Annotated in this window: 13 protein-coding genes; 9 read left to right on the forward strand and 4 right to left on the reverse strand. The window is 56.0% G+C overall.

Annotation, left to right across the window (positions count from 1 at the left end; translation table 11 throughout):
* Positions 1–23: 23 nt before the first annotated feature.
* From AACV31_RS16665 to mutH, 4 genes are all read right to left on the reverse strand, one after another.
* A complete protein-coding gene (locus tag AACV31_RS16665) occupies positions 24–1064 on the reverse strand; it encodes an NADP(H)-dependent aldo-keto reductase (protein ID WP_146378043.1) in 1041 nt (346 codons plus the stop codon).
* Between the two features lie 136 nt (positions 1065–1200).
* A complete protein-coding gene (locus AACV31_RS16670) occupies positions 1201–1419 on the reverse strand; it encodes a YgdI/YgdR family lipoprotein (protein WP_007763807.1) in 219 nt (72 codons plus the stop codon).
* Positions 1420–1546: 127 nt separating this feature from the next.
* A complete protein-coding gene (locus tag AACV31_RS16675; RefSeq protein WP_165155309.1) occupies positions 1547–2260 on the reverse strand; it encodes a TerC family protein in 714 nt (237 codons plus the stop codon).
* A 77-nt stretch (positions 2261–2337) separates the two neighbouring features.
* Complete coding sequence (mutH, locus tag AACV31_RS16680; RefSeq protein WP_105537486.1) at positions 2338–3024, reverse strand: DNA mismatch repair endonuclease MutH; 687 nt, start codon at positions 3022–3024, stop codon at positions 2338–2340.
* A gap of 683 nt (positions 3025–3707) precedes the next feature.
* On the opposite strand from mutH, the gene rppH reads away from it, so the two are divergent.
* The 9 genes from rppH (at position 3708) to recC (ending at position 13669) form a co-directional block, all read left to right on the forward strand.
* Positions 3708–4241, forward strand: a complete 534-nt coding sequence (rppH, locus tag AACV31_RS16685) for an RNA pyrophosphohydrolase (RefSeq protein WP_007724422.1) — start codon at positions 3708–3710, stop codon at positions 4239–4241.
* Between the two features lie 12 nt (positions 4242–4253).
* On the forward strand, positions 4254–6500 hold the full coding sequence (ptsP, locus tag AACV31_RS16690; RefSeq protein ID WP_007763792.1) for a phosphoenolpyruvate--protein phosphotransferase: 2247 nt from the start codon (positions 4254–4256) through the stop codon (positions 6498–6500).
* A gap of 164 nt (positions 6501–6664) precedes the next feature.
* Positions 6665–7540 (forward strand): prolipoprotein diacylglyceryl transferase, encoded by an 876-nt coding sequence (lgt, locus tag AACV31_RS16695; protein WP_007763790.1) that lies wholly within the window; start codon positions 6665–6667, stop codon positions 7538–7540.
* A 6-nt stretch (positions 7541–7546) separates the two neighbouring features.
* Positions 7547–8341, forward strand: coding sequence for a thymidylate synthase (gene thyA, locus AACV31_RS16700; RefSeq protein ID WP_165155307.1), 795 nt, complete (start codon positions 7547–7549; stop codon positions 8339–8341).
* Positions 8342–8521: 180 nt separating this feature from the next.
* On the forward strand, positions 8522–8995 hold the full coding sequence (locus AACV31_RS16705; RefSeq protein ID WP_007763786.1) for a prepilin peptidase-dependent protein: 474 nt from the start codon (positions 8522–8524) through the stop codon (positions 8993–8995).
* Positions 8986–9549 (forward strand): prepilin peptidase-dependent protein, encoded by a 564-nt coding sequence (locus AACV31_RS16710; protein WP_165155305.1) that lies wholly within the window; start codon positions 8986–8988, stop codon positions 9547–9549. Before AACV31_RS16705 ends, AACV31_RS16710 begins: the two co-directional genes overlap by 10 nt.
* A 17-nt stretch (positions 9550–9566) precedes the next feature.
* Positions 9567–9968 carry a DUF2509 family protein gene (locus AACV31_RS16715; protein WP_165155303.1) on the forward strand — a complete coding sequence of 134 codons (402 nt, stop codon included), beginning with the start codon at positions 9567–9569 and terminating at the stop codon, positions 9966–9968.
* Positions 9953–10285 carry a prepilin-type N-terminal cleavage/methylation domain-containing protein gene (locus AACV31_RS16720; protein ID WP_165155301.1) on the forward strand — a complete coding sequence of 111 codons (333 nt, stop codon included), beginning with the start codon at positions 9953–9955 and terminating at the stop codon, positions 10283–10285. Before AACV31_RS16715 ends, AACV31_RS16720 begins: the two co-directional genes overlap by 16 nt.
* Before the next feature lie 12 nt (positions 10286–10297).
* Entirely contained in the window at positions 10298–13669 is a 3372-nt protein-coding gene (gene recC / locus AACV31_RS16725) for an exodeoxyribonuclease V subunit gamma (RefSeq protein WP_165155299.1), read from the forward strand.
* Positions 13670–13690: the final 21 nt, after the last annotated feature.

The following is a 13690-nucleotide window of genomic DNA, read 5'->3' on the forward strand; positions in this document are numbered from 1 at the left end:
GATTGCTGATGATGAAGCGGCACTTACGGCGCCGGGTAGGTATAGACCTGATGCACCGCTTCCAGCTCCGCCAGCACGTCTTCGTTAAGCGTCACATGCAGGCTTTCGACGTTGGTTTTCAGCTGTTCCATCGTTGTCGCGCCAAGCAGCGTGCTCGCTACAAACTGCTGCTGGCGCACGAACGCCAGCGCCATCTGCGCCGGATCGAGCCCGTGACGTTTCGCCACATCGACATACGCCGCCACCGCTTTTTGCGACTGCGCGCTGCTGTAACGCGTAAAACGGCTGAAGAGCGTATTGCGCGCGCCAGCGGGCTTCGCGCCGTTCAGGTATTTGCCGGTCAGCGTGCCGAACGCCAGCGCGGAATAGGCGAGCAACTCCACGCCCTCGAACTGGCTCACTTCGGCCAGACCCACTTCAAAGCTACGGTTCAGTAAGCTATACGGGTTCTGGATGGTGACGATGCGCGGCAGATCGTGTTTATCCGCCAGATGCAGGTAGCGCATCACGCCAAAGGCGGTTTCATTCGAGACGCCGATATAGCGGATTTTCCCCGCACGCTGGAATTCCGCCAGCGCTTCCAGGGTTTCCAGCAGCGTGACGACCGGCGCGCTGTCGCTCCAGGTATAGCCCAGCTTGCCAAAGCAGTTGGTCGGGCGCTGCGGCCAGTGCACTTGATAGAGATCGAGATAATCCGTCTGTAAACGTTTCAGGCTGGCGTCGAGCGCGTCGCGGATATTTTTACGATCCAGCGCCTGGTTAGGACGGATGCCGCTGTCGCTGTTGCGGCTCGGGCCGCTGACTTTGGAGGCGATCACCAGCTTCTCGCGGTTCGCGCGTTTCTTCAGCCAGTTGCCGACATAGGTTTCCGTCAGGCCCTGCGTTTCGGGGCGCGGCGGGACGGGATACATTTCGGCGACATCAATGAGGTTTATGCCCTGGCTTACCGCGTAATCGAGCTGTTCATGGGCGTCGGCCTCGCTGTTTTGTTCACCAAAGGTCATGGTTCCCAGCCCCAGCGTGCTGACTTCAAGTGAGCTATGAGGGATACGGTGATAATGCATAGCCGGCCTACCTTCTGTTGTTCAGTCCGCGTCAGGCCATTCCTGACAAAGGAATATAAACATGGCAGAGGGGAGACAAAAGGAAAAGAGTGAAGGGAGAAAAAACCAAAAGGTCAGCGCGATGCTGACCTTTTATTTAACGCTCAATGATTTGCGAAACCTGGTCGCGGTTAATCTGCATCTCGTTACCCTGTGGGTCGCGATAGCTGACCAGCCCGGTTTCGTCATCGACCTGCGGTTTGCCTTCAGTCAGGATCATCCGGCCATCTTTGGTCGCCATGACGTAATCACTGCTACAGCCTGAAACCGCGAAGGCCAATCCGACGGCAGAAATTGCTACAGCCCATTTTTTCATTGTTTTTCGCCTCATCAGGAAGGGGTCCACGTAGAGTCTAGTAAAAAGCAGCGAGGCGGCGTGAAAAAGCAGCAAATTCTTAAAAGCACAGGGGAATAAACAAAAACGCTCCCGAAGGAGCGTCCGATTACAGCGGTTTTTTCTTGTTGCGCAGCAGATTGAGGCTTTCCACGGCGATGGAGAAAAACATCGCGAAGTAAATGTAGCCTTTCGGCACGTGAATATCGAAGCTCTCCAGCATCAGGGTGAAGCCCACCAGGATCAGGAAAGAGAGCGCCAGCATCTTCACGGACGGATGTCGCTCGACAAACTCGCCGATAGGGCGTGCCGCGAACATCATCACACCCACGGCGATAACCACCGCCGCCATCATAATAAACAGATGATCGGAGAGGCCAACCGCGGTAATGACCGAATCCAGGCTGAAGATAATATCCAGCAGCATGATCTGGAAGATGGCGCCAAAGAAGGAGTGCACATTGGTTTTCAGGCCTTCTTCTTCGCCTTCGATCGTCTCGTGGATCTCTTTACTGGCTTTCCAGATAAGGAACAGGCCGCCCAGCAGCAGGATCAGATCCCGTATCGAGATAGCCTGATCGAACACGGTAAACAGCGGGTTAGTGAGCTTCACGACCCAGGCGATCGACGCCAGCAGCGCGAGGCGCATAATCATCGCTGCGCCGAGGCCCATTTTACGGGCCAGCGCCTGCTGAGACTTCGGCAGTTTCGCCACCACCAGAGAGAGAAAAATGATATTGTCGATCCCAAGCACAATCTCCAGCAGCGTCAGCGTACCGAGCGCCAGCCAGGCGTTGGGATCTGTTATCCATGCAAACAACATTCAAAAAGTCCTGCTCAAAGAAACAAAACGCTAATTATATGCGTCTGCGCATGGCTGTTGACAAAAATTTAAGGCGTTCATAACAAAAAATGACGCGCCAGCAGGGCGGCGGTAAAGTTTTTCTTCAGGTAAAAGCCGCGCGGCAGCGTCAGTATCGGCTCGCCATGCGCGCCGAAGGCGGGCGTCAGCGCTTTGCTGTTGGCGGCTTTTGGACGCAGCTGCAACACCTCTCCGTGACGCGCGGTAATGCGCTCCACCTGCCCGAGCACAATCAAGTCCATCAACTCTTCCCAGTCGCGACGCAGCTGATCGTCTTCCTGCGGCGAGGGGCTCCAGAGCAGCGGCGCCCCGACGCGTCGCACGGCCAGCGGAATTTCACGCTCGCCTTCCACCGGCACCCACAACACGCGACGGAGCTTATGACGCACGTGGCTGGTTTCCCATGTCACGCCCGTATTACCGGTCAGCGGGGCGACGCACACAAACGTGGTCTCAAGCGGGCGCCCCTGGCCGTCTATCGGGATCGTTTTTAGCTCCACGCCAAGCGCGGCGAAGTCCTGTTCCGGCTTACTGCCTGCGCTGGCACCGAGCCAGCGCTCCAGCAGTACGCCGATCCAGCCTTTATCGCGACGTAAATCGGGAGGCGTTTCGAGCCCCGCCAGCGCCGCCAGCTCGCCAAGCGTCAGCCCCGCTAACTGCTGCGCCTGATGCAGCAGCTGCGCTTCATCGACGGGCGGTTGAGTAAGAGGAGCGAGGGATGCCATAACCATTACCTTTTGTTTAAAAAATGAACAGTAAAAAGCGTGCTTGTGGAAAGAGTTTACCTGCTTGTTAGCAAACGAGACAATGCTATGATTTAAAATGCTTTTTATTCTGAAAAAAGATTTCCTGCGTGGCGGAAAATGAGGTTGTTCAATTCTGGTCACCGACAATAAACAGGATCTTACACCAGTTTATCCACAGAAAAATGGGATAACTGTGTAAATCCCTTACTACTGTTTCGATTTACAGCCTTGACGGACGGGGAAAACCCTCTTTTTTAGCAAATTGTGACTAAGTTATTGGCATAATCTGTGGATAAAAACGACGCTGGTCGATCTTTCGTCAGAGTAAGGATCGTGAGTGTGATGATCGTCACATTGCATAGTGAATATCATGCTTTTTTAATTTTAATCGTTTGAATAGAAATAAAATTTTATCTATAAGAATTATCCTTAGTGATAAGTTGTTTTGGGTTTTCCCTGGGAAATAAGACACTTCTTCACAAAGATATCCACAGAAAAAGTGAATAAAAGCGGGCTTCTGCCGCTTCCCCTGTTTATAACCCCGCATATTTTTGTGAGTTATTCAAATGTTATTCCTGTGCGCACCCGCTAACAGAGTGGTTTACCGTCAATGAGGAGTATGAAACAATCGTTACTATCCAGGTTTATTTTGAGGTAGTCCGGTGATCGATGATGATGGCTACCGCCCGAATGTTGGTATCGTGATCTGTAATCGTCAGGGGCAGGTAATGTGGGCCAGACGTTTTGGTCAGCACTCCTGGCAATTCCCGCAAGGCGGCATTAATCCTGGCGAGTCGGCGGAGCAGGCGATGTACCGCGAGCTTTTCGAAGAAGTCGGTTTACAACGAAAAGATGTGCGCATCCTTGCCACAACCCGAAACTGGTTACGTTACAAATTACCAAAACGTTTGGTGCGTTGGGACACAAAGCCGGTATGTATCGGCCAGAAACAAAAGTGGTTTCTTCTGCAGTTAATGAGCAACGACGCCGATATCAACATGCAAACCAGCAGTACGCCAGAATTTGACGGCTGGCGGTGGGTGAGCTTCTGGTATCCGGTGCGCCAGGTGGTCTCTTTTAAGCGCGATGTATATCGTCGGGTCATGAAGGAGTTCGCAAGCGTTGTGATGCCGATGCAGGAGAGCGCGCCACCGCAGCGTAATCCTTCGCCTGCCTGGCGACGTAAAAGAGGTTAAGCCACGCAAATTATGCTCACCCGGTTGCGAGAAATAGTCGAGAAAGTCGCCAGCGCCCCGCGCCTCAACGAGGCGCTGGATATTCTCGTTACGGATATCTGTCTTGCGATGGATACCGAAGTTTGTTCGGTTTATCTCGCCGACCATGACCGGCGTTGCTATTACCTCATGGCAACCAAGGGGCTGAAAAAGCCGCGCGGGCGTACCGTGACGCTGGCCTTTGACGAAGGCATCGTCGGGCTTGTCGGACGTCTCGCCGAGCCGATTAACCTCGCGGATGCGCAAAAACACCCGAGCTTTAAATACATTCCCGCTGTGCGCGAAGAACGTTTCCGCGCCTTTCTCGGCGTGCCGATTATTCAGCGCCGCCAGTTGCTTGGCGTTTTAGTCGTCCAGCAGCGCGAGCTGCGCCAGTATGACGAGAGCGAAGAATCCTTCCTGGTGACGCTCGCCACCCAGATGGCGGCTATCCTGTCGCAATCTCAGCTTACCGCGCTGTTTGGCCAGTACCGTCAGACGCGTATCCGCGCGCTTCCGGCCTCGCCGGGCGTGGCGATTGCGCAGGGCTGGATGGACGCCACGCTGCCGCTCATGGAGCAGGTGTATGAAGCCTCAACGCTCGATACCGGGCTTGAGCGCGAACGCCTGACCACCGCGCTCGAAGAAGCCGCTGGCGAATTCCGCCGCTACAGCAAACGCTTCGCCGCAGGCGCGCAGAAAGAGACGGCGGCGATTTTCGATCTCTACTCGCACCTGTTGTCCGACGCGCGGCTGCGTCGCGAACTCTACGACGAGGTTGATAAAGGTTCAGTCGCCGAGTGGGCGGTCAAAAAGGTTATCGAGAAATTCGCCGAGCAGTTTGCTGCGCTGACCGATGGCTATATGAAAGAGCGCGCCGGCGATCTGCGCACGCTCGGACAGCGCCTGCTGTTCCATCTCGACGATAACATCCAGAGCCCAAATACCTGGCCGGAGCGTTTTGTGCTGGTGGCGGATGAGCTTTCCGCTGCGACGCTCGCCGAGTTGCCGCAGGACCGGCTGATGGGCGTTGTCGTGCGCGACGGCGCCGCCAACTCTCATGCCGCCATCATGGTGCGCGCGATGGGTATCCCGACGGTCATGGGCGCGGATATCCAGCCTGCTGTGCTGCATCACCGTATGCTGGTGGTGGATGGTTATCGCGGCGAATTGCTGGTCGACCCAAGCCCGGTGCTGCTTCATGAATATCAGCGGCTGATTAGCGAAGAAAACGAACTTAGCCGGATCGCCGAAGATTATGTCGAGCAGCCCGCCTGTCTGAAAAGCGGCGAACGGGTACAGGTCATGCTGAATGCGGGCCTGAGCCCGGAGCATGAAGAGAAACTGGGCAGCCGTATCGACGGTATCGGCCTCTACCGCACCGAAATCCCGTTTATGCTGCAAAGCGGTTTTCCCTCCGAAGAAGAGCAGGTGGCGCAGTACCAGGGCATGTTGCAGATGTTTAACGACAAGCCGGTGACGCTGCGTACGCTCGATGTCGGCGCGGATAAACAGCTGCCCTATATGCCCATCAGCGAGGAAAACCCGTGCCTCGGCTGGCGCGGTATCCGCATTACGCTCGATCAGCCGGAGATCTTTTTGATCCAGGTGCGCGCCATGCTACGCGCCAATGCCGCGACCGGTAATCTCAGCATTCTGTTGCCGATGATCACGAGCATCGACGAAGTGGACGAAGCCCGTCGGCTTATCGATCGCGCTGGCCGTGAAATGGAAGAGATGCTTGGCTACGAGATCCCTAAACCCCGGCTCGGCGTGATGGTGGAAGTTCCGTCAATGCTCTTCATGCTGCCTCACCTGGCAAGCCGCGTTGATTTTATTTCCGTCGGCACCAACGACCTTACCCAATACCTGCTGGCGGTAGATCGCAATAACACGCGCGTCGCCAGCCTCTATGACAGCCTCCACCCGGCGATGCTGCGCGCGTTGAAAATGATCGCCCTTGAGGCGCAACGGCTCGGCATTGACCTCTGCCTGTGCGGCGAAATGGCAGGCGACCCGATGTGCGTCGCGCTGCTGGTTGGCATGGGCTATCACCATCTCTCAATGAATGGCCGCTCGGTCGCGCGCGTGAAGTATCTGCTGCGGCATATCACGCTGGAAGAAGCCGAAACGCTCAGCGGGCGCAGCCTCGAATCGCAATCCGCTACCGAAGTACGCCATCAAGTCGCGGCATTTATGGAGCGCCGCGGTATGGGCGGCCTGATTCGCGGCGGCCTGTAGCGCGGCGATAACAGGTCGTGCTCTTACATATCTTTTACAACTTCGTGTCCTCGCCCACGCTGGGCTTTATGCTATGATCCGCTGCCTCAGGAGCGTCCGGAAAAGGGCGCAGCATCTCACCCGCTGTCCACTTTCAGCGGGATAACAACAGGTTTTGGTGACAGATGAATAGTGGCTATCTGCATTTTCCCGATTTTGATCCGGTAATCTTCTCTCTTGGGCCGGTTTCGCTTCACTGGTACGGGCTGATGTATCTTGTGGGCTTTGTATTCGCCATGTGGCTTGCCGTTCGTCGCGCTAATCGCCCTGGCAGCGGCTGGACGAAAAACGAAGTCGAAAACCTGCTCTATGCGGGCTTTCTCGGTGTCTTCCTTGGCGGCCGCATCGGTTATGTCCTGTTTTACAACCTGCCGCTGTTCCTCGAAAATCCGCTCTACCTGTTCCGCGTCTGGGATGGCGGGATGTCTTTTCACGGCGGGCTCATCGGCGTTATCTGCGTGATGATCTGGTTTGCGAAACGCACTAAACGTAACTTCTTCCAGGTGTCGGATTTTATCGCGCCGCTGATCCCGTTCGGGCTTGGCGCTGGTCGTCTGGGTAACTTTATTAATGGTGAGCTGTGGGGGCGCGTAGATCCGAGCTTTCCGTACGCTATGCTTTTCCCGGGCTCGCGCAGCGAAGATATCAGCCTGCTGGCCTCGCACCCGGAATGGCAGTCTCTGTTTAATACCTACGGCGTACTGCCTCGCCATCCGTCGCAGCTTTATGAGCTGTTCCTGGAAGGCATCGTGCTGTTTATCATTCTGAACCTGTTTATCCGTAAACCGCGGCCGATGGGCGCTGTCTCCGGCCTGTTCCTGATTGGTTACGGCGCATTCCGTATCATCGTTGAATTTTTCCGCCAGCCGGACGCGCAGTTTACCGGCGAGTGGGTGCAGTACATCAGCATGGGGCAAATCCTCTCCATTCCGATGATCGTCGCAGGCGCAGCCATGATGGTCTGGGCTTATCGCCGCCGCCCACAGCAGCAACTTTCGTGAGACGCCATGAAACAGTATCTTGAACTGATGAACAAAGTGCTCCATGAGGGAGCACAAAAAGATGACCGTACCGGCACCGGGACGCTCTCTATTTTCGGCCACCAGATGCGTTTTAACTTGCAGGAAGGTTTCCCGCTGGTTACCACTAAACGTTGTCATTTACGCTCCATCATCCATGAGCTGCTCTGGTTTCTGAAAGGCGATACCAATGTCGCTTATTTACATGAAAACAACGTCACCATTTGGGACGAATGGGCAGATGAGAACGGCGATCTGGGCCCGGTTTACGGCAAGCAGTGGCGCTCCTGGACGGCCCCCGATGGCCGTCATATCGACCAGCTTGAAACCGTCATTAACCAGTTGAAAAACGATCCGGACTCGCGCCGTATCATTGTTTCCGCCTGGAACGTCGGCGAGCTGGATAAAATGGCGCTGGCGCCTTGCCACGCGTTTTTCCAGTTCTACGTAGCGAACGGCAAGCTCTCTTGCCAGCTCTACCAGCGCTCCTGCGACGTGTTCCTCGGCCTGCCGTTTAACATCGCAAGCTACGCGCTTCTGGTGCATATGATGGCGCAGCAGTGTGACCTCGAACCTGGCGATTTCGTCTGGACCGGCGGCGATACGCACCTCTACAGCAATCACCTGGAGCAGGCTCGTTTGCAGCTTACTCGCGAGCCGCGTCCGTTACCGAAGCTGGTTATCAAGCGTAAGCCGGATTCGCTCTTCGATTACCGCTTCGATGATTTCGAAATCGAAGGTTACGATCCCCACCCGGCCATTAAAGCGCCCGTCGCGATTTAACGCTTACCCTGCCATAACCGACGCTTCCCCGCGTCGGTTTTTTTATGCCCGTTATTCACTCTTCGGCACGCCTTCCAGGCTTCCTGCAAGCCCATGCAAATATGTCGATTTCTTTCGAGATGTCTTCCGGTTTCGCTGACAGGCGCTGGTCACGTTTACCGGCAGTGGCACACTTGCGCCATGAACAGAAAACAGCAGGGCTATAGCCTGATTGAAGTCATGGTAGTGCTGGTCATCGTTATCAGCATGAGCGCAGCAGGCGTTTATGGCTGGCAGCGCTGGCAAAACCAGCAACGTTTATGGCAGACCGCGCAGCAAACGCGGGATTTTCTTGAGCAGCTCAGGGAGGACGCTAACTGGCGTAACGTCGATCACAAACTCCGGTTACAGCGCGGCCCTGAGGGCTGGTGCCTCGGAACGCAGACGAATGATGAGCAGGCGTGCCGTAAAGGCGCTAAGGATCAGTTTTCACCCCCGTGGTCAGAGGTGGAGATTGGCGAGATGACGCCAGGGCTGGCCTTTTTTGGCTTACGTAATACGGCCTGGCCCGGGCATATCATTTTGAAAAGCCAGGCAGGTGAGTGGCGGATCATTATTTCGGTCTGGGGACGTATCCGGTTATGCGAGCCGGGGGAAGGGACATCATGCGTGTAAAAGAGAAAGGATTTTCTCTGCTTGAGGTGCTGATTGCGCTTGGCATAAGCAGCGTATTGTTAACTGGCGCGGCCAGACTGCTCCCGGCGTTGCAGCTCGGCGTACTGCGCCAGGCGCAGCAAACCTTGCTCCAGGAAGAGCTCTGGCAACTGGCATTTACGATAGGAAAACAGATACAGCGGGCTGGATATTGCTACGGCGGTTGCCAGAGCCACGCGCTGGAACTCAATAGCGAAGGGAGCTGCTTGCTGGTGCAGTGGGATGCGAACAGCAATGGACGCTTTGAAGGCGCGCCTTCTTCGGAGGCGGAGCAGACCGGGTATCGCTTACGCGACGGCAGCCTGGAGACGCAACGGGGCGCCACGTCCTGTGAGGGTAAAGGATGGGAAAAAATGACTAACCCCGCCATGGTGCGTATCGACAGGTTTCAGGTTCAGGAAAAACGGCGGCCCGGTTTTGTCCCACTGTTTACCGTGGCATTACGAGCAACGATGCTTCGCTATCACGGCGATCCTGTGACTGTTGAGCATAGCGTCAGCGGGTTTAATTTATGAATGCCAGGGAGAAAGGCATGTCGACCATTGCTATGGTTCTGGCTCTGCTGCTGTTAGGGAGTCTGATGTTGGGGGGATTGCAGCAGCAACTGGACAGTCGTTTTGGTCGCGCGGCAAACGAGAACGCGGCTATCAAAGCGTTTAATGACGCGCTCTCAGCACTGGCGCTGTCGCAACGCCAGCACTGGCAGTTTACGCCTCAGTGGCAATGTCAGATGCTGCCTGAGGTGAACGGTCGCGCCTGCGTCAGGCAAATGCAATCGTATCTGCTGGTCGCAGCGCAGGGCGTGCAGGAAAACATGTCCTCTCTTACGCTTTGGCGCTGGGCGCAGGCTGATGGAGAGCGGCTACGTTTTGTGCCGCATGGCTGGAGCGACTTTTGTCCGCTCGCGGAGGCGAAGCAATGCCAGCTTCCGTAATCCGTCAGCGTCAGGCTGGGTTTAGCCTGCCGGAAGTGCTGGTTTCGCTGGTATTGTTCATCATCATCATCGGGGCGCTAACAGGGTACTACCAGGTACTGGCGCAAGGGTTTCTTAACCAGTGGCATTATCGACAGCTCTGGCGTTTTGCGAGCCAACAGGCAGAAATCAGCCCGCCGCCCTTGCCTGCAGGCTGGAAAGCGACGCGGGTGGAGACTTCCGGGGCGGGATGTGTCAGCATTTCGGTTATTGTGTCGAGCCCCGGGGGCAGGCAAGGGCAGTTAAAACGTTTACATTGCCCCTCAGAAGAGCAGTAGTCAGGAGTCACTATGTTACGGGTTTATCACTCCAACCGGCTTGATGTGCTGGAGGCGATTATGGAGTTCATTGTTGAACAACAGCCGCTTCCCGATCCTTTCGAGCCTGAAATCGTCCTGGTGCAGAGCACCGGTATGGCGCAATGGTTGCAGATGAGCCTGGCACAGAAATTCGGCATCGCCGCGAATATTGAATTTCCGCTTCCGGCAAGCTTCATCTGGGACATGTTTGTGCGTGTGCTGCGTGATATCCCTCAGGAGAGCGCGTTTACCAAACAGAACATGAGCTGGAAACTCATGAAGCTTCTGCCTGGCATGCTCGCTTCGCCTGACTTCGACATGCTGCGTCACTACCTTCACGATGACGAGGACAAACGTAAGCTGTTCCAGCTCGCCTCGCGCGTGGCGGATCTTTACGATCAATATCTGGTGTATCGCCCTGAATGGTTAACACGCTGGGAGGCCGGAGATGTTGTCGATGGTCTTGGCGATCCGCAGCGCTGGCAGGCGCCGCTCTGGCGGGCGCTGGTTGAACACACCGCTGAGCTGGGGCAGCCGCAGTGGCATCGCGCTAATCTTTATCAGCGCTTTATTCGCACGCTTGAGAATGCGCAAAGCTGCCCGGAAGGGTTGCCCGCCCGCGTGTTTATTTGCGGGATCTCGGCGCTGCCGCCCGTTTATTTACAGGCGTTACAGGCGCTGGGTAAACATATTGATGTGCATCTTCTCTTTACTAACCCGTGTCGCTATTACTGGGGCGATATACAAGACCCGGCTTTCCTGGCGCGGCTGTTAAGCCGTAAGCGTAAACTGCATGCGCGGGAGGGAACGGCACCGCTCTTTAAAGACAGCGAAACAGCCTCCGCTCTGTTTAATGATGAAGGCGAGCAGGAGGTGGGCAACCCGCTGCTCGCGTCCTGGGGCAAATTAGGCCGTGACTACACTTACCTGCTTTCGGGCCTTGAACGCTTTGAAGAGATGGATGTGTTTGTCGATCTCGAACCCGATAACCTGTTGCACAGTCTGCAATTTGACCTGCTGGAGCTGCGCAATCAGGCGCTGGCGGGCGTGACGCTTGAAGAGTTTGAGCGCAGCGACGGGAAACGCGAGCTGGATCCGAACGATCGCAGCATAAGCGTACACGTCTGCCACAGCCCGCAGCGCGAAGTCGAAATCCTGCATGACCAGCTCCTGCAAATGCTTGAAGCGGACTCACAACTAACGCCGCGCGATATTATCGTGATGGTGGCGGATATCGACAGCTACAGTCCGTTTATTCAGGCCGTGTTTGGCAGCGCGAGTCAGGAGCGTTACCTGCCGTTCGCCATCTCGGACCGGCGAGCCCGTCAGGCGCATCCTGCGCTCCAGGCCTTCATTACGTTACTCTCGCTACCGGACAGCCGTTTTGTCTCGGAAGACGTTCTGGCGCTACTGGAAGTGCCGTCGCTTTCCGCCCGCTTTAACATCAGCGAAGAGGGACTGCGTTTTCTACGCCAGTGGGTCAATGAATCCGGCGTGCGCTGGGGCATTGATGATGACAACGTGCGTGAACTGGCGCTGCCGGCAACCGGTCAGCACACCTGGCAGTTCGGCCTCACCCGTATGCTGCTGGGCTACGCCATGGAAAGCCATCTTGGCGAGTGGCAGTCGGTGCTGCCGTATGATGAATCCAGCGGGCTGATTGCCGAGCTGGTCGGCCATCTTGCTGAACTTTTAATGCAGCTTAATCTGTGGCGTAAAGGGCTGTCACAATCGCGGCCGCTGGCGGAATGGCTGCCGGTCTGTCGGGAGATGCTGGACAGCTTTTTCGCCCCCGATGCCGAAACCGAAGCTGCGCTGGCGCTGATTGAACAGCAGTGGCAGGCCATTATCGAGCAGGGCATTGGTGCCCACTATGAAGATGAAGTACCGCTCAATCTGTTGCGTGATGAACTGGCGAAAATGCTTGACCAGGAGCGCATTAGCCAGCGTTTCCTCGCAGGGCCGGTGAACTTCTGTACGCTAATGCCGATGCGTTCTATTCCTTTTAAGGTTGTATGCTTGCTCGGCATGAACGACGGCGTTTATCCGCGTACGCTGGCGCCGCTAGGGTTCGACCTGATGAGCCAGAAGCCGCAGCGCGGAGATCGCAGCCGACGCGACGACGATCGCTATCTCTTCCTGGAAGCCCTGATTTCCGCTCAGCAACAGCTCTATATCAGCTATATTGGCCGCTCGGTACAGGATAACAGTGAAAAGTATCCCTCAGTGCTGGTACAGGAACTGGTGGATTATCTTGCCCAGAGCCATTACCTGCCGGGCGACGAGGCGCTTAACTGCGATGAGAGCGCGCGAAGGGTGAAAGCCCATCTGATGCAGCTGTACCCACGTACGCCTTTCGATGCGGAAAACTTCCAGCCCGACAGAGAAATCCAGAGCTACGCCCGCGAGTGGCTGCCTGCGGCCAGCGAGCAGGGCGAGGCGCACCCGGAATTTATCAAACCGCTTGCCCCCGTCACGCTTGAGGAGTTGCCATTTGAGCAGTTTCAGCGCTTCTGGCGCCATCCGGTACGGGCATTTTTCCAGTTACGGCTGAAGGTCAACTTCCGGACGGAAGAAAGCGAACTACCGGACGCCGAGCCTTTTACGCTGGACAGCCTTGGCCGCTACCACATGAACCAGCAGCTACTGAATACGCTGGTGGAACAGCAAGATCCTGAGGCGCTCTACCGCCGTTACCGTGCGGCAGGGGAGCTGCCCTACGGCGCGTTTGGCGAGCTGTTCTGGGAAAGCCAGTTGCAGGAAATGCAGACCCTGGCCGAGCGCGTGCTCGCCGAGCGCGATAGCGGTGAAAGCCGGGAGATTGCGCTTGTGCTTGGGAATGTCGAAATGACCGGCTGGCTGCAGCATGTTCAGCAGGATGGCCTGTTACGCTGGCGGCCTTCCATATTGCGCGTTGAACATGGAATGCAACTTTGGCTTGAGCATCTGGTCTACTGTGCCTGCGGTGGTGAAGGAACCAGTCGTCTTTATGGTCGAAAAGACAGCTGCTGGCGCTTTCCGCCTGTGCCGCGTGAACAGGCGGAACACTATTTGCGTGAGCTTGTTGAAGGCTATCAGCAGGGTATGCGCGAGCCGTTGATTTTATTGCCCCAGAGCGGCGGCGAGTGGTTGAAAGCGTGCTATGACGTGAAGAACGATGCCATTCTGTGGGATGAAGAAACCCAGCAGAAAGCGCGTAATAAGTTGATTCAGGCCTGGACGGGTAACCAGATGGTGGAAGGCGAAGGGATGGATATCTGGTATCAGCGTCTGTGGCGCAACCTTGAGCCTGAGTATTACGAGGCTATCATCCGCGAGGCGCAGCGTTATTTGTTGCCGCTGTTCCGCCATCACCAGCCCTGATCCATTAAGCGCGACGGCTAT

Source organism: Cronobacter sp. EKM101R, assembly GCF_963888145.1.
Taxonomy (GTDB): domain Bacteria; phylum Pseudomonadota; class Gammaproteobacteria; order Enterobacterales; family Enterobacteriaceae; genus Cronobacter; species Cronobacter turicensis.